General features: G+C 39.5%; 17 protein-coding genes. 5 read left to right on the top strand and 12 right to left on the bottom strand.

Annotation, left to right across the window (positions count from 1 at the left end; genetic code table 11):
• Positions 1-449: 449 nt before the first annotated feature.
• From murB to AC106K_RS12570, 3 genes are read right to left on the bottom strand one after another with little or no spacing between them, the layout of a single operon-like run.
• On the bottom strand, positions 450-1,463 hold the full coding sequence (gene murB, locus AC106K_RS12580) for a UDP-N-acetylmuramate dehydrogenase (protein ID WP_482445720.1): 1,014 nt from the start codon (positions 1,461-1,463) through the stop codon (positions 450-452).
• Between the two features lie 3 nt (positions 1,464-1,466).
• Positions 1,467-1,961, bottom strand: coding sequence for a hypothetical protein (locus tag AC106K_RS12575; protein ID WP_482445719.1), 495 nt, complete (start codon positions 1,959-1,961; stop codon positions 1,467-1,469).
• A 12-nt stretch (positions 1,962-1,973) separates the two neighbouring features.
• Positions 1,974-3,179 carry a pyridoxal phosphate-dependent aminotransferase gene (locus AC106K_RS12570; RefSeq protein WP_482445717.1) on the bottom strand — a complete coding sequence of 402 codons (1,206 nt, stop codon included), beginning with the start codon at positions 3,177-3,179 and terminating at the stop codon, positions 1,974-1,976.
• A 215-nt stretch (positions 3,180-3,394) separates the two neighbouring features.
• Here AC106K_RS12570 and AC106K_RS12565 point away from each other — a divergent pair, with 215 nt between their 5' ends.
• The gene (locus tag AC106K_RS12565; RefSeq protein WP_482445715.1) at positions 3,395-5,902 is read left to right on the top strand and encodes a GEVED domain-containing protein; all 2,508 of its coding nucleotides are present in this window, start codon (positions 3,395-3,397) and stop codon (positions 5,900-5,902) included.
• Positions 5,903-6,023: 121 nt separating this feature from the next.
• Positions 6,024-6,479: a DUF1801 domain-containing protein gene (locus tag AC106K_RS12560; RefSeq protein ID WP_482445714.1), complete on the top strand. Its 456-nt coding sequence runs from the start codon at positions 6,024-6,026 to the stop codon at positions 6,477-6,479.
• A 202-nt stretch (positions 6,480-6,681) separates the two neighbouring features.
• On the opposite strand, the gene AC106K_RS12555 is transcribed toward AC106K_RS12560, so the two are convergent.
• The 5 genes from AC106K_RS12555 to AC106K_RS12535 form a co-directional block, all read right to left on the bottom strand.
• On the bottom strand, positions 6,682-7,971 hold the full coding sequence (locus tag AC106K_RS12555; RefSeq protein ID WP_482445712.1) for a TolC family protein: 1,290 nt from the start codon (positions 7,969-7,971) through the stop codon (positions 6,682-6,684).
• Positions 7,940-11,056 carry an efflux RND transporter permease subunit gene (locus AC106K_RS12550; RefSeq protein ID WP_482445711.1) on the bottom strand — a complete coding sequence of 1,039 codons (3,117 nt, stop codon included), beginning with the start codon at positions 11,054-11,056 and terminating at the stop codon, positions 7,940-7,942. The genes AC106K_RS12555 and AC106K_RS12550 overlap by 32 nt, the downstream gene beginning before the upstream one ends.
• A gap of 86 nt (positions 11,057-11,142) precedes the next feature.
• A complete protein-coding gene (locus AC106K_RS12545; RefSeq protein ID WP_482445709.1) occupies positions 11,143-12,246 on the bottom strand; it encodes an efflux RND transporter periplasmic adaptor subunit in 1,104 nt (367 codons plus the stop codon).
• A 119-nt stretch (positions 12,247-12,365) separates the two neighbouring features.
• Positions 12,366-15,038: a magnesium-translocating P-type ATPase gene (mgtA, locus tag AC106K_RS12540; RefSeq protein ID WP_482445707.1), complete on the bottom strand. Its 2,673-nt coding sequence runs from the start codon at positions 15,036-15,038 to the stop codon at positions 12,366-12,368.
• A gap of 94 nt (positions 15,039-15,132) precedes the next feature.
• On the bottom strand, positions 15,133-15,831 hold the full coding sequence (locus tag AC106K_RS12535; RefSeq protein WP_482445705.1) for an MgtC/SapB family protein: 699 nt from the start codon (positions 15,829-15,831) through the stop codon (positions 15,133-15,135).
• Positions 15,832-16,213: 382 nt separating this feature from the next.
• Between AC106K_RS12535 and AC106K_RS12530 the strand changes: the two genes are divergently transcribed.
• Positions 16,214-17,059 (top strand): EamA family transporter, encoded by an 846-nt coding sequence (locus tag AC106K_RS12530; RefSeq protein ID WP_482445704.1) that lies wholly within the window; start codon positions 16,214-16,216, stop codon positions 17,057-17,059.
• Between the two features lie 85 nt (positions 17,060-17,144).
• On the opposite strand, the gene AC106K_RS12525 is transcribed toward AC106K_RS12530, so the two are convergent.
• Both AC106K_RS12525 and AC106K_RS12520 read right to left on the bottom strand, forming a co-directional pair.
• Entirely contained in the window at positions 17,145-18,512 is a 1,368-nt protein-coding gene (locus AC106K_RS12525) for a sensor histidine kinase (protein WP_482445702.1), read from the bottom strand.
• A gap of 26 nt (positions 18,513-18,538) precedes the next feature.
• Positions 18,539-19,243: a response regulator transcription factor gene (locus AC106K_RS12520; protein WP_482445701.1), complete on the bottom strand. Its 705-nt coding sequence runs from the start codon at positions 19,241-19,243 to the stop codon at positions 18,539-18,541.
• 99 nt (positions 19,244-19,342) lie between these two features.
• Here AC106K_RS12520 and AC106K_RS12515 point away from each other — a divergent pair, with 99 nt between their 5' ends.
• Complete coding sequence (locus AC106K_RS12515; RefSeq protein WP_482445699.1) at positions 19,343-20,011, top strand: YiiX/YebB-like N1pC/P60 family cysteine hydrolase; 669 nt, start codon at positions 19,343-19,345, stop codon at positions 20,009-20,011.
• A gap of 154 nt (positions 20,012-20,165) precedes the next feature.
• Entirely contained in the window at positions 20,166-20,477 is a 312-nt protein-coding gene (locus AC106K_RS12510; RefSeq protein ID WP_482445697.1) for a cysteine methyltransferase, read from the top strand.
• A 249-nt stretch (positions 20,478-20,726) separates the two neighbouring features.
• Here the strand turns inward: AC106K_RS12510 and murA are convergent, their stop codons facing one another.
• Both murA and AC106K_RS12500 read right to left on the bottom strand, forming a co-directional pair.
• The gene (murA, locus tag AC106K_RS12505) at positions 20,727-22,034 is read right to left on the bottom strand and encodes a UDP-N-acetylglucosamine 1-carboxyvinyltransferase (RefSeq protein ID WP_047097328.1); all 1,308 of its coding nucleotides are present in this window, start codon (positions 22,032-22,034) and stop codon (positions 20,727-20,729) included.
• Positions 22,034-22,705 carry a DUF4290 domain-containing protein gene (locus AC106K_RS12500; RefSeq protein ID WP_047097329.1) on the bottom strand — a complete coding sequence of 224 codons (672 nt, stop codon included), beginning with the start codon at positions 22,703-22,705 and terminating at the stop codon, positions 22,034-22,036. The genes murA and AC106K_RS12500 overlap by 1 nt, the downstream gene beginning before the upstream one ends.
• Between the last annotated feature and the right edge of the window lie 46 nt (positions 22,706-22,751).

Raw genomic sequence — 22,751 nt, 5'->3', positions numbered from 1 at the left:
GAAACAGAAGAATAAAGACCGTACTTTTCAGTGGTGCTAACTCTGCTATTATGTACGATCCGGAAATCAAAGCGTATTATAAAAGAAAAAAGAGCAGGGAAAAGCTCATAATTCTATTATTAATGCGGTATGCTGTAAACTCGTCTATAGAATCTTCGCCGTGGTAAAAAGAGAAGAACCTTTTGTAAATTTAACAAGATATAATTTGCATATGTCTTAGAATACACGAATAAATTTTTTATTCATAAAGAAGATTATTCGTGCATTTGTGGCGATAAAAAAAAATAATAATTTGTCTGTGAGATCTATTCTTTGAGAGGGTTTCAAAAAGATATTGTGGGATTTTTATCATAAATACAATCTTTGCACCTTTATGGTGATGAATATAGCTGAAAAATCAGCAGCAAAAAGGCTGTCTTCATATTGAAACAGCCTCTGTATATTTTATATTAAATAATATTCACTTCCCGCTCAAGCTCAATCCCGAACTTTTCTTTGACGGAGTTGATGATCTCTGTGGAAAAATCGAAAATCTCTTTTCCTGTTGCCTCTCCTGTTGCATTGATGATAACCAATGACTGTAGTTTGTGTGACGCTACATTTCCGATTTGTTTGCCTTTCCATCCGCATTGCTCAATCAGCCATCCGGCAGGAACTTTTACCATATCTCCGTTCGGATACCCCTGAATATTTTCGAATTTCTGTTTCAAATCTTCAAACTGGGCCAAAGGAATCGTCGGGTTTTTGAAAAAGCTTCCGGCATTCCCTATTTCTTTAGGATCAGGAAGTTTGCTTTGTCTGATATTAATTACCGCTTTGGAGACATCCTGAATAGTAGGATTGGCAATTCCCAGATGTTCCAGTTCAGATTTAATTGCTCCGTATTCAGTTTTGATATGATGGTTTTGTGAAGTCAGTTTAAAAGTAACTTCCAGAATAACATATTTCCCTTTTCCTTCCTGTTTGAAAATAGAATCTCTGTACCCGAATCTGCATTGCTCAAGATCAAAAGTTTTAAGTTCAAGATCTTCCAGGTTCAGAACGATACAGCTGACAAAAATATCTTTGATTTCAGTTCCGTAAGCACCAATATTCTGCATTGGAGAAGTTCCTACATTTCCGGGAATTAAAGATAGATTTTCCAATCCGCCATAGTTTTTCTGAAGGCAGTATAGTACAAATTCATGCCAGTTTTCTCCTGCTTTTGCTGTGACAAGAGTTTCATGATCGTTCAGATTTTCTTCAGAAATTCCTTTTAAGTTAAGTTTAATGGCCAGGCCGTCAAAATCTTGAGTCAGCAGGATATTACTTCCGCCACCTAAAAACAAAAGATGAAGTGACTGTGCTTTTGCAAAAGTGAGTACATCTTTTAATTCTTCAATGCTGTTTACTTCAGCGAAGTATTTAGCTTTGGCATCAACGCCGAATGTATTGTAAGGCTTTAAGGAAAAATTTTCTTGCATGTTTTATTGGTATTCTTTGTATTCTTTAGGAAGAATTTTGTCTAATTGTTCTTTAAGCTGTTGCAGTTGCTTGTAATGTGCCGTGTCTGCAAATGAGTTGACATAGAAATGGGCCTTTTTCGGGGTCCGGATCTGAAAAGTTTCATCAATTCCGTATACCGATTGCTGGCTTGGAGAGCTTTTGATACGGTCGAGATCTGAGGTTTTGACAGAAGAAACGAGCCGTTTCCAGGTGTCAGTATTGATGGCTGAACTCCATTCTTTATGGATATGTTTGGCTGTAGCTCCCTTCTCAGCAAAGACAGAATCTTTAGTCGCTTTAATGATTCTGTATTCTCCAAGCGTACCTCCGATATGGGATACACTGATCGACGTTATTTCGTTTGGATTTTTGTGAGCTACAGTCTGTTCCTGTTTCTTAGGGTCACAGGAAAAAAATGCCGACAGCAAAAAGATCGAAAAAAGTATTTTCAGATGTATTTTTTTTGTTGTCGGCATTATATAATGTTTTTATAGGCTAAATTCTTCTCTGTACTTCTTTAAAGCTTCTTTAAGAATCTCAGCACTTCTTTTTAAATCTTCTTCTTTCAACACGTAAGCAATTCTTACCTGTTTTTTTCCTAATTCAGGATTACTGTAGAATCCGCCTGCAGGAGCTACCATAATCGTTTCATTATTAAGGGAGTATTTTTCCAGCAGCCATTGTGCAAATTTTTCAGTATCATCTACCGGAAGTTCTGCCACACAGTAGAAGGCACCTCTTGGCTTAGGGCAGATCACCCCAGGAATTGCATTCAGAAGGTCTACCAATACATTTCTTCTGTGAGTATATTCTTCTCTCACGGCTCTGATGTAAGGTCCGTCATTTTGGTGAGCTGCTGTCGCGGCAATCTGTCCCAAAAGAACAGGGCTTAGTCTTGCCTGTGCAAAAAGCATTGCTGCATCACGGATCTTTTTAGAACGGGTTACCATACAACCGATTCTTACTCCACACATAGAATAACGCTTAGATTCAGAGTCGATGATGATACAGTTTTCGCTCAGCTCAGGGAATTCAAGCATTGAGATCTGCTGCTTTCCGTCATATACATATTCTCTGTATACTTCATCAGAGATGATAACGATGTCATATTTTAAAGCAATTTCAGCAAGCTTTTGAAGCTCTTCACGTGTATACAGGTACCCCGTTGGGTTTCCTGGATTACAGATTACGATCGCTCTTGTTCTTTCCGTAATCTTTTTTTCAAATTCTTCAACAGGAGGTAAAGCAAAACCGGTATCAATCGTTGAAGGAACTGCTACTACATTCACATCAAAAGTGCTGGTGAAACCATTGTAGTTGGCATAGTAAGGTTCAGGAATAATAACTTCATCACCTTCGTCACATAATGTGGAAATGGCAAAGTTAAGGGCTTCAGAACCTCCGTTGGTTACAATAAAGCTATCCGGAGTAAGGTCTGAAAAACCTAGTGAATGATAGTATTCTGTAAGGGCTTTTCTGTACTCAATATTACCTTCAGAAAGTGCATATTCCAATACTTTTAAATCAATGTTTTTTAAAGCATTTAAAGCCGTTTCCGGAGTTTCAATATCAGGCTGTCCGATATTAAGGTGATATACTTTTATTCCTTTTTGTTTTGCTTGTAATGCAAAAGGAACCAGTTTTCTTACCGGTGATGCCGGCATATGCAGTGCTCTGTTTGAAATATTTGGCATTGTTCAAAAAATTTGTATGACAAAAATAGGATTTAATTTCCCAATAATAAAATTAAGGATCAATAAGAAATCGTTCGTTTCTACCATAGATTTAAAATAATAATATTAGTTTGTGTATTAATATTTGATGTTTTTTAAATAAATATTGATTTTTTATTAAAAATAATCTTTTCGTGTTGAAATTTTTCTTAATTTTCGACACAAATGTGAATAAAATGACAATAAATTTATTTTCTAGAGCAGTACCTGCTATTGCTCTTTTCTGTGCCTCAGCATTGATGGCTCAGAATTATCAGACGATGCCGATTGCTTCCGGCTATACTGCAGACGTAATTGCAAACGGAGTAGGATCTTCAGCAATTTCCACCAATAATGACGTAGACGGCGTTTCTTATGCCTTTGTAGCGAGAGATTTTCAGTTGACCAATACAAGTCCGGTTCTTACGTATGGTATTCCGGTTGATGGGGTTATTAATTCTGTGGTGGCATCCACTCCAGGGTTGAGTTTTCAGCTGGGAAATCTGAGTGCGAACAATTCTTTGAGATTAGCTGCCGTAAATGATAATGGAACCTTAGTGTTTACAACACCAAAGGCTGTATCTAAATTGTATATGCTTGCCGTGAGTGGAAGTGGAACTTCTGTGGTAAATGCAGTTGTCAATTTTACAGACGGCAGTTCGCAGACTTTTTCAGGTCTCAACCTTTTAGACTGGTATGGGGGAAGTAATTATGCAATACAGGGAATTGGAAGGATCAAAAAGCCAGGAGCTACTCCTGCCGGTGGAGATGATTCCCCATCGCCTGAAGGAGGAACCAACCCAAGATTATATCAGGCAGAGCTGGCAATAGATGCGGCAAACCAGGCCAAACTGATACAAAGTGTAACGGTAACGAAAACGAGCGGGACAGGGTTACCGAATATTTTTGCTTTTTCAGCAGATGCCTATTCAGATTGTGCACCTCCTGTACTGCAGGCTGTTTCGGGGATAACGGCAAATTCTGCATTTGTTTCATGGACGTCTCCAACGAATGCCGTAAATTATGATGTATATCACAGTACTTCAGCTACAACACCTACAAATACAACGTCTCCTACCTATACGGGCGTAACAGGTACCGGCACTACGATAGGAAGTCTTAGCTCCAATACAACTTATTATTATTGGGTAAGATCCCACTGCAGCTCAGCAACAAGCCAGAGTGTATGGTCTTTTGCAGGAACATTTAAAACAGCTTGTTCTACTTTCACCACTCCGTACACAGAAAATTTTGATACTACGGCAACCGGGTCCTCAAGCAATACTAATGCTCCAAGCTGCTGGGCATATCTTGAAAGTACCTCATTTGCGGGCTATGGTTATGTAAATGCATCAACAACCAATAGTTTTTCGGCACCTAACGCTTATTATCTGACGAATTCAACTGCTACTACAGGCAGCCAGATGTTGGTTTCACCTCCAACTGTAAACCTTTCAGACGGTAATAAACGAGTGAGATTTTATGCGAAAGGAGGAGCAAGCAATTACACATTGTCAGTAGGTACTTTATCAAATCCTGCAGATCCTGCTTCTTTTACACCAATAGGTTCTCCTATTACTCTGACAACAGCTTTTGTACAGTATACGGTGAATATTCCTGCCGGTTCTGATTTGCAATTGGCATTTAAGCACGGTTTAGGGGGCACTTCCCGATCTATTTATATTGATAATATTACTGTACAGGATATTCCTACCTGTGTTGAGCCAACTGCTGTTACAGCATCGAATGTCACAATGAACTCGGCAACAATTGGCTGGACGGCTCCTGCTTCTACTCCTGCAAACGGATACGAAGTATATTACAGTACATCAAATATTGCCCCTACTTCTACTACCGTTTTAGATGCAACAAACTCTAAAACTTCTTCTACAATTTCTGCACCACTGAGCTCGCTGGCTCCCGATTCAAATTATTATGTTTGGGTAAGATCTGTGTGCAGTTCTACGGATAAGAGTAGCTGGAGTGATCTTGCTGCTACCTTCAGAACAGGGTATTGTCTGCCTTCATCCAGTGGCCAGAGCTCATGGGTTTCTGCTTTCAGCTCAACAGGAGCAGCTACAGATATGGCCTATACTTCAGGTTCCAGCGTAACGGGAGGATACCAAAACTTAAGTGCAACCAATAATAAAATAACCAATATTGCAGGAAGTACAACTCCGATATCTTTAACGGCAGGAGGACCAACATGTGGATTTGGGGTTTGGGTAGACTGGAATAATAATTTAACTTTTGAAACTTCGGAAAGAGTTTTTGTAACGAATGATTACATTACATCTACTTCCGGATCTATCACCGTACCTCCGGGAACATCGGCAGGAAATTATAGAATGAGGGTGATGGTTGATTATAATAATACAGCACCTTCAAATCCTTGTACAAGTATTTCAAGAGGAGAGTTTATTGATTTTACATTTGAAGTAGCTGCAGCACTGTCCACTTCAGAAACGGCGGTGAAGAAAAAAGAAATCAATGTATATCCGAATCCGTTCAAAGATGTTCTGTATATTTCTGATATGAAAGATGTGAAATCTGTAACGGTTACAGATGTAGCAGGAAGAGTAGTGAAAACGATTGATAACCCAACAAAAGAACTTCATTTAGGTGAACTGAATGCCGGGTTATATTTAGTGACGATGAGCTTTAAAGATGGTTCTAAGTCAACCGTAAAGGCAATAAAAAAATAATTTTTTGAGTTAATAATTTCACTAAGACGGCTATACCTGTTATAGCTGTCTTTTTTATGGTATTGATCATTCCATTTTCATGTCATAAAATAATTGTACTTTAGAAGAAACTAAAAAAAATATGCAGATCCAGGCAGTTTCCATAGAAGATTATATTTCAAAGATTCCTGAAGACAGGCAGGAAGGATTTAAAAAGCTTTTTGATACAATCAGTAATAATTTACCGGAAGGTTTTGAAGAAAGCCCCAGTTATGGGATGGTAGGTTGGGCTGTACCCTTAAAAACTTATCCTGCAGGCTACCATTGTACTCCTGGCAGTCCGTTGCCGTTCATTAATCTGGCTTCACAAAAGAATTTTATAGCGCTTTATCATATGGGACTTTATTCCACACCGGATCTCTTGGATTGGTTTGTGGCTGAATACCCAAAACATTCCAAAAGAAAACTGGATATGGGGAAATCCTGTGTCCGTTTCAAAAAGGTAGAAGATATTCCTTTTGATCTGATCGCTGAGCTGAGCCGCAAGGTGACACCGGAAGACTGGATTGGAATTTATGAATCTCAGTATAAGAAATAACCAAAGCCCTGAAATCAAACAGATTTCAGGGCTTTGGTTATGCAGGAAGCTGGGAGAGGGAGGCTGGAAGTTTTTACAGGCCGGAGAATAACTATCTGACAATTAATTGCTTTTTTAAAGCGAAAGCTAAACACTATTATTATATGGTTATTAGAGATGGCATAGCTAATAATACTCCTAGTCTCCAACTCCCATCTTCCAACTAAAAATTAATATCCCAAATTCCAGCTTTACGCTCCAGTTCCACTAGGGCTGCTGCGTTATCTGCAAGAGCCTGATAGTAATCTTTTCTGATACCATTGTAGGTTCTTTGGGCGTTCAGTACTTCAAGGATAGAGCTTTCTCCTCTTTTGTAACTATACGTGATGCCTTCCAATACACTTTTGGCTTCTGTAAGCATTCCGTTGTGGAACTGTTTTACCTGTTTTTGGGTCGCCAGATATTGCTGATAGGCCTGCATCACTTCGGCCCGTATTCCCTGTTCAATCTGCTGGTATTCTACCTCAGCCTGAGAATGAGCCATTTCAGCTATTTTCAGTCCGGCATTTCTTCTGTTGGAAAACTTAAGCGGAATGCTGAGTCCTAATTTTACAGCGTTGACTGTAGGGGAAGGGGCAATTTCGTTAGTGGCTTCAGTGTGACGCTCTGCTCCGGCATTGATTCCCAGATCAATCATACGGTTGGCTTTCTCAAGGCTGATCTGACTTTTGGCAACTTGGGTATTTTGCCTGGCTGCCAATAAATCTGCACGTTCATTTAATGCCTGAAGAATAAGATCATCAACACTGAAATCTCTGTTGAAGGCATTGAAATCTCCATTGACATCTCTTCCGGTCAGCTTATTGTCACTGAGAAAGACAGAGAGATTGGTCAGTGACTGCTGTTCGGCGCTTTCAGCCTGATAAATTTCATTCAGAAGAGAGGCTGCTTCTAATTTACTCTGTTTTGAAGTCACCAGAGATATTGTTCCCAAACGGTATCGTATGCTGTCTGACTTTGCCAGTTGTAGTACATTTTTATAGGAGTCCTGTTGTACTTCCAGGATAGCTTTGGATTTTAAAGCTTCAATATAACCTAAGCTTGCATCTGCGCGGAGATTTCTGAAAAAATCAAGAAGCTGTATTTTGCTCAGTTCAGACTGATTTTTAGCTAAATTAATCCTTGCCTTCCTTTTTCCACCAAGCTCCAGGGTCCAGCCGATGGAAGTTCCGTAGACATAGCCCATATCTTTATTGACTCCATTATTGGTGGTTTCCACCTCCAGTTGAGGATCAGGGAACATACTTGCGGTCTGAATAGCAGCTTCTGCCATACTCACATTGTATTTCTGAGAAGCATAGCCAAGATTCTTCTTTCCGACAAGGCTCAAATATTCTTCAAAAGATAAGAGCTCTTTTTCCTGTGCTTTTATCGTTCCCGTGATGCCGGGTAAGATGGCCGCGATTAAAATAAAATAAACTCTAAATGTTATCTGTAGGTTTAAGTGCTTCATCTGATTCCAAATTTTGTTTTTTGTTACCACGTTCTGCCATAAAATAAATAGCAGGCAGAACAAACAGGGTTAAAATAGTAGAGAACATCAATCCGTAAACGATTACTGTGGCCAGAGGTCTTTGTACATCTGAACCGATTCCTGTAGCCAATGATGCCGGGAATAATCCGATTACAGCAACAGTAGCAGTCATCAGTACCGGTCTGAAACGATCCTTTGCTCCTTTGATGACAGAAGGCTTCAGATCATAACCTTTCTTTCGGAGATCATTGATGTGGGAGATCATAATCACTCCATTCTGAATCGCTACTCCGAATAAGGCTATAAATCCTACTGCAGAAGATACATTCAGGGACATTCCACGAATATTGAGTGCCAGCATTCCTCCGAATAAAGCCAGCGGAACAATAGACATCAGTACTAAAGCCTGTTTGAAATTACCAAATGCACCATACAATAACAGGAACATAATGGCCAGTGCCAATGGAACAATGAATGCCAGCCTTGAATAAGCCCTGTTCTGATTTTCAAACTGACCACCCCATTTGATCTGGTATTTTTCGTGATCGTATTGGATGTCTTTTTCAATTTTATTCTGAGCTATTTTCAGGAAAGAAGAAAGGTCGGTCCCTCTTAAATTCAATTTTACAGTAAGATGTCGCTTATTCATCTCACGGGTAATGGTGCTTTCTCCGGTACTTAATTTTACTTCTGCGACCTGAGACAGAGGAATTTTAGCTCCTGTAGCTGAGGTCAGCATCAGATTCCCGATTTTATCCGGAGTATCCCTGCTATCCTCAGTGTATCGGCAGGAAATATCATAGACTTTGTTACCGATAAAAATCTGGGAAATCGCCTTGCCGCCTAAAGCCACTTCAATAAGATCTGCTACATCCGCTACATTCAGTCCATATTGGGCAATTTTGTCCCTGTTGGCAATGATCTGCAGCTGAGGTAATGGAGGTTCCTGATCGATGGCGAGATCCGCTGATCCCGGAATTTTATTTAAAGTGGATAAAACATTTTCGGCAATTCTTCTGGTTTCTTTAAAATCTTCGCCATATACTTTTACCACCAGTTCACTGTGAGCACCGGAAATTTTATCCATTACTCCGTCAATCATCGGTTGTGAGAAACCTACAGTAAATCCCGGCATTTCTTTATAATCTGCAGCCAGCTCTTTAATGAGATCTGCCTTTGTTTTTCCTGAAGGCCATTCGCTATAAGGTTTTATTCCAACAGAAACTTCAAAGTGAGAAGCGGTCCATGGGTCGGTACCGTCATCATTTCGGCCTGCCTGCACCATCATATACGTAATCTCCGAATGTTTTAAAGTCCGGGCTCTTAGCGTATCACTCATTTCTTTTGCTTTAGCCAGTGAAATTCCCGGTGGAAGCTGTACCTGAAGCCAGATAGAACCTTCATCCAGTTCAGGAAGGAAGTCTTTTCCTACGGTATAAGACAGGATTCCGGCAGACAGTAAAACAATGCTTATAGGAATCATCACCTTTTTAGGCGTTTGCATGATTTTATCTATTCTTTTTCCATACGCATTGCTTATTTTTTCAAGCCATTTGTTGTGATAGATCTTCTGTGGCTTACGGTAGATCACATAGGCTAACCCCGGAATCAGAAGCAGTGCTACTGCCAGGGCTCCGAACAAGGCGTAACCTACTGTGAATGCCATAGGGGTAAATAATTTTTTCTCTACTCTTTCAAAGGCAAACAGGGGAAGATAAGCGGTAATAATGATAATGGTGGAAAAGAAAATAGGTTTTGCCACTTCAATCACCCTTTGGGTAATGGTTTTCTCTTCTAATGCCTCTTCAGGATTTTCTTCTCTTTTCTTCAGAATCGTTTCCAGCATTACAATGGCTCCATCCACAATAATCCCGAAGTCAATGGCTCCCAGTGAAAGAAGATTGGCCGGTATATTGGTAAAATGCATTAAGATAAATGCAAATAATAAGGAAAGCGGAATGGTTATCGCGACTAGCAATGCGCCCCGCCAGCTTCCCAGAAATACGATCAATACGATGATTACCAATACAATTCCTTCGGTAAGGGTATGGGATACGGTATGAAGTGTGGTGCTTACAAGATCTGTTCTGTCCAGAAAAGGATGAATTTTTACGCCGGGAGGGAGTGTTTCATTATTCAATTCGTCAATAGCTTCATGAACGCCTTCCAATACCTGTGATGGATTTTGTCCTCTCAATAGTAAGACGATTCCTTCTACACTTTCGGCGTAATTACGTTTCCTGTCGGTATATCCCAGAATTCCTTTTCTTTCCAGGTTTCCATATTTTAATGTTCCTACATCATTCAGGAAAACAGGGACTCCGTTTTCGGTTTTTACAACAATTTTTCCCAGGTCATTCAGATCTTTTACAAGACCTATTCCACGGATTACATACGCCAGATTTCCCCGGGGCAGCATACTTCCTCCTGCACTGACGTTGTTTTTCGAAATGGTTTCGGTAACTTCAGATAAAGAAAGACCATATTGCTCAAGCTTATGAGGATCAAGCTCAATCTGAAACTGAGTGGTAATTCCTCCAAAATTGGTAACATCGGCAATTCCTGAAACCTGTTTGATGCGAGGGATAATGACGAACTTCTGTAAATCTGTAAGTTCCCGTAAGCTGTGATTGTTGCTTTCAATAATATATCGGTAAACTTCGCCGATAGGAGAGGTGAGGGGATCGAGCCCCGGTTGTGCTCCATAAGGCAGGGTGACATCAGACAGTCTTTCCTGGATGCGCTGTCTGGCCCAGTAATCATCTATCCCGTCATCAAAAACGATAGTGATAATAGAGAGTCCGAAAGTACTTTTGCTTCGCATCACATGCATTCCCGGAAGCCCGTTCAGAGAGCGTTCCAATGGAATGGTAATCTGTTGTTCTACTTCTTCGGCTGCCAGCCCGGGAACTTGCGTTACAACCTGTGAGGTGACGTCGGCAATATCAGGATAAGCTTCTACCGATAATTTGGTCCAGGAATAATATCCAAAGAATCCCAGTAAGAGGAAGAGGGCCAGCATCAGCCATCTCTTCTGTATAGAGAGTGTAAGTAATTGCTTCATAATTCTTTATTGGTATAAAGGGGCATATAAAGTATAGCTGCTTGGTATTTCCGTATACTTTATGCATTTTCATTGTACATTCAACATTATTTTGCATCCAGCATATAGATTCCACCTTCAGTCATGATGGTTTCCCCAACTTTCAAACCTGAAAGTACTCTTGTTGTTTTCTGATCTGTTTCTCCTGTGGAGACTGAGCGTTTGGCAAATTGGTTTTTGCCTGTTTTTACCCATACATATTGTGAGCTGTCATTCTGCATCAGAGCAGTAACAGGAATCATAATTGTTTTTTCAGGAGTTGTGGAGAAGTTGACGGTAGCGTACATTCCCGGCTTCAATCTTCTGTCGGGATTATCGCATTCAATGAGGACTTTTATACTTCGCGTACTTTCGTCAACCACTTCATTGATGTGATATACTTTTCCGGTAATATTCCGGTCCGGATAAGCGCTTACTTTTACCGATACGTTATCACCGATATTCACAAAACGGATGTCTTTTTCCTTTACATCTCCGGAGATCCATACTTTTGATAATTCTGCAATAATGATGACTGGGTCTGCATCACTTTTCAGGAATTGGCCGTTCACAATTTTGTTGGAAATAATTTCTCCGCTGATAGGAGCTCTTACAATGAGTGGACTTCCTATGCCTCCTCCTTTGCTGTTGTATACTTTTAAAGCTGAAGAAGCATTAGACAATGATGTTTTTTTATTTTTAAAATCGGTTTCCGCCTCATCCAGTTCTTTCTGAATACCTACCCCATGTTTTACCAGATCCTGCTGGCGTTTGTAGTTTTTCTCTGCCAGCTGTACATCATTCAGGGCGTCCGTATAATCTTTCTGAACTGAAAAGTAATCAGAGGAAAGGATTTCAAAAAGGGGACTGTTTGCTGAAACATTTTGCCCGAGACGGATAAACGATTGGGTAATTCTTCCTGAAAACGGACTGGCAATTTCTGCATAATGATTGGGGATTGCCTGGATTGTTCCGACAGAAACAACGCCATCACTGTGCTCCTGCTCAACAACTGTTTCGGTTTTGATTTTTTTGAAAACAGGGTTGTTTTCAGGAACGATGACGTTGTCTCCTTTTATCAGAAGGTCCTGATCCTGGGAGGTTTCACTTTTGGGGTTTTTACAGGAAATAACCAATGTCAAAAGTACGATCGTTAATACTGTTTTTCTCATATAAATTGTTTGTAACCAATTATTTAATTCTAGTTTTTATTTCGGTTGGGTGTGGGCTTTAAAATTGTATTTGTAGTATCCAATTCTGATCCTGCTCAATGAACATAAGTGCTTCTATGCTACAGCCATTGCCCAAATTTGTTGATGAACCAATGTTTTACCGATTGGGTAAGAATGCAGTATCCTGTGAGGATGGCCATTAGATAAGGGAAATAGCTTAAAGGTAAGGCCTGCATTTTCAGATATTCAGCCAAAGGAGTGAAAGGGATCATAATTCCGGCCAGCATGATTAAACTGGTTAATGCAACTACCGGAGCGGCTGCCCAGCTCTGGATAAATGGAATTTTTTTTGTTCTGATAATATGAACAATCAGGGTCTGGGAAAGCAAACCTTCCACAAACCATCCGGTCTGAAATAAGCTCTGGTGTTCCGGAGTATTGGCTTTAAAAATAAAGAACATGACCGCAAACGTTATATAGTCAAAAATGGAGCTCAATGGTCCTATATACAGCATGAATTTTTTGATGCTGCCGGCTTCCCATTTTTTCGGTTTTTCCAGAAAATCTTTATCCATTGTATCCCAGGGAATGGATGACTGAGATACGTCATACAGTAAATTCTGAGTAAGAATCTGCAAAGGAAGCATGGGGAGAAACGGAAGCAAGGCACTTGCGCCGATCATACTGAACATATTTCCAAAATTGCTGCTTGCCGTCATTTTGATATACTTGATGATATTTCCGAAGGTTCTTCTGCCATAGATAACACCACTTCGCAGGACCATTAAGTCTTTTTCAAGAAGGATAATGTCTGCACTTTCCTTGGCAATGTCAGCGCCCGTATCTACAGAAATGCCCACATCTGCCTCTTTGATGGCTGCAGCATCATTGATACCGTCACCCATGAATCCTACCGTATGCCCCTTAGATCTTAATATTTTTACAATACGCTGTTTCTGTAAAGGGCTCACTTTTGCAAAAACAGAATATAGCTCCATATCTTTGCTGAGTTCTTCATCCGTCATGTTTTCCAGTTCGTCACCGAGCATAATCGTATTGATAGGAATGCCCACGTCATGACATATTTTTTTAGCAACAATATCATTGTCTCCCGTTACTACTTTCACCTCTACTCCCAGTTTATGCAGAGCTTTGATGCTGGGCTCAGCTGATGGTTTGGCAGGATCAAGAAATCCTATAAAGCCGGTAAGGGTAAGCTGGTTTTCATCTGCAACAGAATAATTCAACGGGTGGTTTCCATCAAATTCCCGGATAGCCACCAGTAAGACTCTTAGTCCTTCTGCATTGAGCTTTTCAGACATTTTGATGATCTGTTGCTTCATGAGATCATCCAGAGGAACAATATTGTCATTTTCTATGTGAAGGCTGTGATCTTCTCCCGGATCCAGTGCATAATGACACAGTGAAAGCATTTCTTCTACGGCACCTTTGGAAATCATCAGGTGTTTTCCTTTGGATGTGTTCAGGATTACAGACATTCTTCTTCTTTCGAAATCAAAAGGGATTTCATCTACTTTCAGATAAAGCTCATCTGCCTTCATTAAATTATGAACTTCAGCATGATCCAAAACGGCCTGGTCCAAAAGATTTTTAAGACCTGTTTGGTGAAAACTGTTGAGGTAAGCCCATTTTAATACTTCATCATCTTCGAGCCCACGAACGTTGAGGTGGGTTTCCAGAACGATTTTATCAAGGGTCAGGGTTCCTGTTTTATCAGTGCAGAGTACATCCATTGCTCCGATATTCTGAATCGCGTTCAGCCGTTTTACAATGACTTTCTTTTTGCTCATGTTAACGGCACCTTTAGCAAGATTGGCTGTAACGATCATAGGAAGCATTTCAGGCGTAAGTCCTACGGCTACGGCAATTGCAAATAACAAGGCTTGCATCCAGTCGCCTTTTACCAATCCGTTAATCAGGAATATCACAGGGGTCATGATCAGCATAAATCTGATAAGAAGGAAGCTTACTTTATTTACCCCAATATCGAAAGCGGTTTCAGGTCTTTTGGAAACCAGACTTCTGCTGATGCTTCCGAAATAAGTGAAAATACCGGTATTGGCAACGACTACTGTTGCAGAGCCACTTACCACGTTGGTTCCCATAAAGCATATATTCTGGAGGGTAAGCGGGTTTTTATCTTTAGCATCACGGATGGGAAAGGCATTTTTTTCTACAGGTAGTGCTTCTCCGGTAAGAATAGACTCACTGATGAAAAGGTCTTTACTTTTCAGGATTCGGCAGTCGGCAGGCACCATATCACCTGCGGAAAGGATAATGAGGTCTCCGGGAACAATTTCCGTGATCTCTATTTCTTCGCTGTCTTTAAATTTTCTTTTGGTAAGGCAGCTGGTTTTTACCATTTTCTTTAGTGCTTCAGCAGCCTTATTGCTTCGGAATTCCTGAATAAAACGTAAAGTTGTACTAAACATAAGCATGACCGAAATAATGATGCTTGTACTGAGATCCTTTTCTTCTGCGGGTGCAAGAATGACATCAATGAATAATGAAATCACAGCGATACAGGCCAGAATATAATTGAAAGGATTAAAGAAAGAATGGGCAAACTGCTTCAGCCACGAGGGGGCCTTCTGGGTGGCAATTTCGTTTCTTCCATAGATTTTCAAACGGTCTTTTACCGTATTTTCACTGAGCCCTTCTTCTGAAGTTTCCAGCATCGCGTAAATCATTTTTTCATTCTCAGCCGCAGCTTCTTTCAGTTTTACAAGAGCCGCAGAATTGAGATTTTTGTTTGAAGATTTTTTTAACATGGCTTCAGATGTTGTTTTGTATCTAGTTATCTATTGTTTTTAAAAGTCATATGGCATCGCAGCATTTGTGTGCTAATCATGGTCATTTCAAATGCTATAAATCGTTTTCTGTTCCTATAATTTCCCAGCTTACTTTGATCACTTTATCTTCAATGGTAAGTCTGCTGGCTGTTTTTTCCATGAAGCTGTCCTGTGGAGTGGAAGCATGTACTTCTGCTGTGATGATGGCATTCTCAGGAATTCCATTGTCGTCGCTGGTAAGGGATTTTAAGAGGACTTTGTCATTTCCGCTTAAAGACTGCATCAGCTGTACCCGGATGTGATTTTCTACCTCGCTTTTGCATTTGATGCTGAGTAAATATTCTGTGTAATCATTTCTGCTGCTGATATTGTTGCCGAGTTTTACGCCTAATGGACGTAGAATAAGATGGGTGATAATAATAAAGCCACTGGTGATGGCAGCTTCAAGAGGTAACCCCAGTGCAGAGAGGGCTCCTACAGACGCAGAACACCAGATGGTAGCTGCTGTATTGAGTCCCCGAACGGTAAGCCCATCTTTCATAATGACACCCCCACCCAGAAAACCGATACCGCTCACGATATAGGAAGCTATTCTGCCTGTAGCATCACCACCGATTCTGATAGACAGAAGAACGAATGCTGCAGAGCCCAGGCATACGAGTGTATTGGTACGGAGGCCTGCACTTTTCTGGCGCCATTGTCGCTCAAAACCGATACTGGCGCCCAGGGCAAATGCTGTGAAGAGACGGAGTGTAAATTCTAATGTGGTCATAACCTTTCTGTTTTAGAGCATTCAGCCGGTATACAGAAAGGCATACTGCTGAATACTTAGTTGTTGTTTCGATGATGTGATGAATCAGTATCCATAGTGATTTTTATCTGCTGCAAAGATAATCCTGCTATCAGAGAGAAGCCGTTAGAAAAGCTTTAGAATATTATTAGAAAACTATTAGAAAGAAAGTAACTTTGTACAGTACCCATGAATTTGGAAAAATAAACCGGAATCTGTACCCATTCTGGAAAACAAAATTTCAATACATTTGCGGGCAGACTCTTATCAATTGCAGATTTCGATTGTAATTGATAACATGAAGTTCGCTCAGGTCCGGAAATTCCTTTCCAAAAACGGTTGATAATAATATAAGATTTTAGAAATGAAAAATTCAAATATAGCGATACCTGCAACGCTTTTAGCCATCATCTGTGTTCAGGGAGGAGCTTCGATTGCGAAGCAGCTTTTTCCTCTGATAGGACCTATTGGAACGGTTACTTTGAGGATTGTATTATCAGCTATTTTGCTTACATTGATTAACCGTCCGAAATTTTCCCAGTTTACCGCACAAAAATGGAAATATTGTGCCTTATACGGTATAGGCCTGGCAGCGATGAATCTTATTTTCTATATGGCGATCCAAAGAATTCCATTAGGATTGGCGGTTACAGTAGAGTTTGCAGGTCCTTTATTTCTTGCACTGGCTCTTTCCCGAAAGTTATTGGATGTGGTCTGGGCATTACTGGCCTGTGTCGGAATTCTGCTGATCGTACCATGGAAAAGTGATCATGTTGACTTGGTAGGGCTAGGCTTAGCTTTTCTGGCAGGAATATTCTGGGCTGTTTATATTGTAATGGGTGGGAAGGTTTCCAAAATAATGGATGGAAAAGATGCTGTTACCACGGGGATGCTGTTTGCCAGCCTGGTGATCATCCCTTTTACTATATGGGACGGAGCAGTGTTTAATCTTACTCCTTCTATTTTTGTGAAAGGTCTGGGCGTTGCCATTCTGTCAAGTGCGTTGCCGTTCTCTTTAGAAATGATGGCGTTGAAAAGACTTCCTGCCAAAACATTTAGTATTCTGATGAGTCTGGAACCTGCGTTTGCTGCTCTTTCCGGATTGGTATTTCTGGCGGAAGAATTAACATTTTTGCAATGGATTTCTATTTCCTGCGTTATAGCTGCCAGTATAGGTACAACTGCTTTCAATAAGGCTTCAGCTGCTTAAAAAGAAGTTGTTTAATAGAGAATAAAAGATAAAGCTATTATTAATCGTAAAACTTTAAGAAGGATTAAAGTTCAAATTTAAAAGATCAAACCGTTTCAATTTCAAATATCACGGTAAAAACAGTGGCATTATGTTCTGAAGTTACCCTGATTGCAGCATTATGCAGATGAATGATTTTCTCTGTGAGGAAAAGCCCGATTCCGTATCCTTTCTCTTTTCTTGAGTTTTCACTTCTGTAAAAAGGTTCAAAAATATGCTGTAAATCTTCCTGAGAGATAGTGATCCCCGTATTTGAAAAATTGATGTATAGCTTTTGGACATTCACTTTTACGTCAATAGAACATACATGCTCCGGCGAATATTTGCAGGCGTTATCAATAAGATTATTAAAAGCAACCTGTAGCAGGTACTCATTTCCCTGGATGGTCAGCTGATGTTCATCTATCGTATCTTCAATATTCAACAAAACTTTATAGCCGGAATTTTCCCGGATAATCTTAGTATAGGATTCCAGAAGAACCTCGTCAAGCCTTACTTCAGAGAAGCTGATTTCATTGGGATCATAGCTTGCTTTGGCAAGATCCATCAGGCTGTTGGATAGTTTGACCATATTTTTTGCGTCGTCCAGAGCGTACCTGATGGTTTGCTGGTACTGCTCTCTGGTCAGTTCTTTTTCAGAAGCGAGTTCAAGTTCTGTGATAATTGCTGATAAAGGTGTCCGGAGTTCATGAGAAATATTGGAGACAAAATGTTTTTGAGAGTCAAATGAATTTTCCAGACGTTCCAGCATTCCGTTAAAGTTTTGGGCAAGCTCACTGAGTTCATCCTTTTCTCCGGTTGTTTTAAGGCGCAGCTGTAATTTCCCGGCAGTGATTTTCTTAATCTGATTCACCATTTCACTGAGCGGGCTCAATGTTTTTTTAGAAAGAAAGATTCCTGCCAGATAAATAAGAATTAGAATACTGATAAAAGAAGCAATACTTATGGTCAGCAGATGAGAAAGATATTCATACCCATATTTATCATACGAGGCGGCAGTTACTGCGTAGGATTTTCCATTATAGTGGTATACCATTCCGATGACCTGTAGATTACCCAGAAAGAAGCTGATTTTCTTTTTCTGAAAGATTCTGGAAAGCATTTCAGGAGTTTCTTTTACATAATCTACCTTGGCATCATCATGGTAAATGAGCTGATGATCGGCATCGTAGATGGCCACCTGCACTTCATTCAGGGTTCTGTTGTTATTCTTATAAAGTTTATGCATTTCCTGTTCGGGAAGTGAACTTTGGAAATAGAGATCTGCCTTGGCTATTGCTTCGTTTTGAAGCTCTCCGTAGAAAGAGGTTTCTCTGGCTTCTTTTGATGAATAATAAATGGAGAAACTGTAAACCCCTAAAAGCATCGCCGTAATCAGCGTAAAAAGCAGTGTGAGCCTGGTTCTTATTTTCATCCGTCTATTTTTAATTCATCCAATGATTATTGTATAAGTCCGGATTCATAGTCCTTTTTAAGGATGAATCCCATTCCTGCTTTAGTATGAATAAGCTTGCTGTCAAAATCCTTATCAATTTTCTTTCGCAGATAATTGATGTATACGTCTATGAAATTAGTCCCTGTATCGAAATGGGTTTCCCATACTTTTTCAGCAATTTCGCTGCGGGAAAGAACCCTTTCAGAATTTTCGAGCATGAATTTCAAGAGGTTGAACTCTTTTGGGGTCAATTTGATAGGAGTATGATCGCGGCTGACTGTTTTTTGCTCCAGGTTCATTTCAATTCCTTCATATTTCAGGACAAAAACTTTCTGTTGTTTCTGTTGTGAAAAACGCTTCAGTAAGACTTTGATTCTTGCTGCCAATTCGCGCATTTCAAAAGGTTTGGTCATATAATCATCGGCTCCTGCATCAAATCCTTCCAGCTTATCATCCGTAGTTCCAAGTGCGGTAAGCATGACTACCGGAAGATTGGGTTTTAATACTTTTATTTCATCGCAGAATTCCAGACCGCTTTTTTTAGGAAGTACAATATCGGTTACTACCAGATCAAAATTGTTTTGTAGTGCCAGTTTCAACCCCGTCACTCCATCATATGCGGTGGTTACTTCAAATTCAGATTCCTGAAGCCCTTTTGTGATAAGTTGGGAAAGCCTGTCGTCGTCTTCAACTAATAAAATATGTGGCATAAGAATATGGAATGTTTAGGATGGTGTGAAGAGTAGCTCAATATTCTTCACAAATGTAATGAATTCTATTTTGTAATTTTGGGCCGAAACAATATTTGAATGTCAGAATTTAAAAAATCATTAAAAGAAAGAATTAAAAAGAATAGTCTGGTGGGAATCCTGTCCCTTTTCATCCTTTTGCTGATAGGTTGTGCTTCTTCTCAGACGTCTTCACTTAAAAATGGGGATCTGCTTTTTGTAACAGCAAAAGAAACAGGACTTTCCGGTGCCATCAATAATGTTACCCAAAGGCAAAAAACAGCTTCTTTTGATCATATTGGTATTCTGGAAAAAGAAGGACGTCAGATATTTGTACTGCACGCGGCTCCCAAAGGAGGTTCCCAAAAGCAGACTTTAAAGAATTTTATCAAAGATCAGGAAACAGACGGGCAGAAGGTTATAGTTTATCGCTTAAAGCCGGAGTATCAGAAAGCAATTCCGCATGCCCTTGGAAAAGCCAATTCAATGATCGGTAAACCTTATAATTTCAATTATATCCTGGATGAAAACTCCTATTACTGCTCAGACTTTATTGAAAGGGCTTTCAGGAATGATTCTATATTCAGATTAGAACCTATGACATTTATTGATCCTAAAACAGGAAAAACGAATACATTCTGGGAAGAATTTTACAAAAAAAAGAATCTGAAAGTACCTGAAGGAGAGCCTGGTTGTAATCCTAACGGGCTGGCAGGCTCAGATAAACTGGAAAGAATAGGAGTGTTGTAAAGATAGAGAGAAGCTGAAAAGCTTCTTTTTTTGTTAAAATTTAAAAAATATTAGTCTACTAATTTGGTAGACTAATATTTTTTTATATTTTTGTCACAGATTTAAATGCAGAGCGCAATATGATCTGAGAGTATTTAACCCAAAATGTTTAACGATGATTACACCTAACCCTAGTCTGCAGGTTTTTCAAAATAAACTGAACCTGCCTAAAAAAGAATTATTACTGGAAATAGAGTTGAATGGCAAAATGAAATTTGAGCATTTAATGAATACCATTTATAATCAGATGGGGATATGTCATAGAGTGTTGTCAGCCAATGTGGAATATGTGAACGGATATAGTTTTGGTACAATACAGTTGTATATAAATGTCAATTCAGAAGATTATCAGCAACTTGAGTTCTATCTGAATAAAAATAAACTTATCAATACTGCGGTAGAATATACCTGTAGAACCTATTTTTAAGTGAGATTCATATAGTTTTAATTACCAAAGCGTCCGGTTCTTTTATCGGGCGCTTTTTTATTTTTAATGTTTGTGAAGATTATACGGATATTTTAGAATAAAGAATAAAGAATAAAGAATAAAGAGGGGGGAGTTCATTAGAAGTTTCCGATTCAGAGAGCAATGACAATTGGAGGGCGAGAATTTTTGAAGTGTGGTCAAAAAAAGCGCCCAGATTTCTCTGAGCGCTCTATAGTAATAAAAATAATTTTAAATTCTTTCAATATCAGCACCAATGGCTTTCAGTCTTCCGTCGATATTTTCATATCCTCTGTCGATCTGTTCGATATTGTGGATAATTGATTTTCCTTCTGCGGAAAGGGCTGCAATCAAAAGGGCATTTCCGGCTCTGATGTCCGGGGAAACCATTGTTGTTCCTCTTAACGGAGCTTCCTGGTTCAATCCGATTACCGTTGCTCTGTGCGGATCACATAAAATGATCTGAGCTCCCATATCAATCAGTTTATCAACGAAGAATAATCTTGATTCAAACATTTTCTGATGAACAAGAATACTTCCTTTTGCCTGAGTAGCTACTACTAAGATAATAGATAATAGGTCCGGAGTGAATCCAGGCCATGGTGCATCAGAAATCGTAAGGATAGATCCATCAATAAATTTCTGAATTTTATAATGTTCCTGAGCAGGAATATAAATATCATCACCGCTTTGCTCAAGCTGGATTCCTAATTTTCTGAAAGTATTCGGGATAACACCAAGCTGGTTCCAGTTTACGTTTTTGATGGTAATTTCAGATTTCGTCATCGCCGCAAGACCGATCCATGATCCGATTTCCACCATATCCGGAAGCATTGTGTGCTCTGTTCCTCTAAGATAATCTACCCCTTCAATCGTAAGAAGGTTAGATCCGATTCCTGAGATATTAGCACCCATTCTGTTCAGCATTTTACACAATTGCTGAAGGTAAGGTTCGCAGGCAGCGTTATAAATTCTTGTTTTTCCTTTTGCTAAAACAGCAGCCATTACAATATTAGCTGTTCCGGTTACAGAAGCCTCTTCCAATAGGATGAATTTTCCTGTAAGTTCTTTTGCTTTTAGAGAGTAGAAATATTCTTCCTCATCATAGTGGAATTCAGCACCAAGTTCAACCAATCCCTGGAAGTGTGTATCCAATCTTCTTCTTCCGATTTTGTCACCACCCGGAGTCGGCATATAAGCTTCACCATAACGGGCTAACATTGGCCCCATCAACATGATTGATCCACGAAGCTTGGCACCGTCTTTTTTAAATTCGTTGGATTTTATATAATCAAAGTTTACTTTATCCGCCTTGAAAGTATAGTCTCCATGTCCGTTTTTAGTAACTTTTACTCCAAAATCTCCAAGGATCTCAATCAGTCTGTTCACGTCATGAATATCCGGGATATTTTTAATTCTTACTTCTTCGTCGGTCAACAGCACCGCACATAAAATCTGTAGAGCCTCATTTTTGGCTCCTTGTGGAGTTATTTCACCCTGCAGTCTTTTTCCTCCTCTTATTTGAAATGTTCCACTCATTATTTTCTGTTTTTATGATTGTTATTATGCCTTCTTTTGTTAGGCTGGTTATTGTTATTATTTTTATTATTGCTGTTGTTCCTGTTGTTATTGTTGTTATTTCGGTTGTTGTTATTACTTGTGTAATAGATTTTACTTTTCTCAAGAGAATCTATTCCTGTAAGATCCAACCTGTTTTCAGACAGTTCCTTCAGGTGGCGGAAAATAACATCATCCGTCACATGTTCTTTATTATAGACATTATAGGATTTCTTCATATTGTTGGCAATCACCTCGATAAGAGCTTCTTTTTCATCACCCGTTTCAAGTTCAATTGCTTTTTCGATCAATTGAAGAATACTTTTTCCGTAAAACTTAAAGTCACCCTGAAGTTTTGGATATTCCATTCTTTTTGGCTTTTCTGCCAATTGTTCCATGGTAGGGAAAGGATAAGGAGAATCTACATCCAGGTCATGATTGGCCAGAATATAAAGATGATCCCAAAGTTTATGTTTATAATTTTCTTCGTCGCGAAGTTGTGGGTTTCTCTGACCCATAAAATCGATGATTGCCATAGCCATTTCGTTCCTTTCCTCTTTGGTAGGAAGTTCTTTGCAGCGCTCAACCAACTGTTGTATAATTCTGCCGTATTCCGGCATATGAAGCTGAGTTTTTTGGGTATTGTATTCCATAGTATGCAAATATATGGATTAAAAGAAAAATTGTTTCGGGAATCTT

It is taken from the genome of Chryseobacterium sp. FR048 (assembly GCF_056844665.1).
The sequence above is the reverse complement of the archived record's forward strand: the minus strand, read 5'-3'. Positions and strand labels throughout refer to the sequence as shown.

Coding starts and splice junctions, on each gene's coding strand:
- murB (WP_482445720.1), bottom strand. CDS start 1,463: ATGCAAGAAAATTTTTCCTTAAAGCCTTACAATACATTCGGCGTTGAT.
- AC106K_RS12575 (WP_482445719.1), bottom strand. CDS start 1,961: ATGCCGACAACAAAAAAAATACATCTGAAAATACTTTTTTCGATCTTT.
- AC106K_RS12570 (WP_482445717.1), bottom strand. CDS start 3,179: ATGCCAAATATTTCAAACAGAGCACTGCATATGCCGGCATCACCGGTA.
- AC106K_RS12565 (WP_482445715.1), top strand. CDS start 3,395: ATGACAATAAATTTATTTTCTAGAGCAGTACCTGCTATTGCTCTTTTC.
- AC106K_RS12560 (WP_482445714.1), top strand. CDS start 6,024: ATGCAGATCCAGGCAGTTTCCATAGAAGATTATATTTCAAAGATTCCT.
- AC106K_RS12555 (WP_482445712.1), bottom strand. CDS start 7,971: ATGAAGCACTTAAACCTACAGATAACATTTAGAGTTTATTTTATTTTA.
- AC106K_RS12550 (WP_482445711.1), bottom strand. CDS start 11,056: ATGAAGCAATTACTTACACTCTCTATACAGAAGAGATGGCTGATGCTG.
- AC106K_RS12545 (WP_482445709.1), bottom strand. CDS start 12,246: ATGAGAAAAACAGTATTAACGATCGTACTTTTGACATTGGTTATTTCC.
- mgtA (WP_482445707.1), bottom strand. CDS start 15,038: ATGTTAAAAAAATCTTCAAACAAAAATCTCAATTCTGCGGCTCTTGTA.
- AC106K_RS12535 (WP_482445705.1), bottom strand. CDS start 15,831: ATGACCACATTAGAATTTACACTCCGTCTCTTCACAGCATTTGCCCTG.
- AC106K_RS12530 (WP_482445704.1), top strand. CDS start 16,214: ATGAAAAATTCAAATATAGCGATACCTGCAACGCTTTTAGCCATCATC.
- AC106K_RS12525 (WP_482445702.1), bottom strand. CDS start 18,512: ATGAAAATAAGAACCAGGCTCACACTGCTTTTTACGCTGATTACGGCG.
- AC106K_RS12520 (WP_482445701.1), bottom strand. CDS start 19,243: ATGCCACATATTTTATTAGTTGAAGACGACGACAGGCTTTCCCAACTT.
- AC106K_RS12515 (WP_482445699.1), top strand. CDS start 19,343: ATGTCAGAATTTAAAAAATCATTAAAAGAAAGAATTAAAAAGAATAGT.
- AC106K_RS12510 (WP_482445697.1), top strand. CDS start 20,166: ATGATTACACCTAACCCTAGTCTGCAGGTTTTTCAAAATAAACTGAAC.
- murA (WP_047097328.1), bottom strand. CDS start 22,034: ATGAGTGGAACATTTCAAATAAGAGGAGGAAAAAGACTGCAGGGTGAA.
- AC106K_RS12500 (WP_047097329.1), bottom strand. CDS start 22,705: ATGGAATACAATACCCAAAAAACTCAGCTTCATATGCCGGAATACGGC.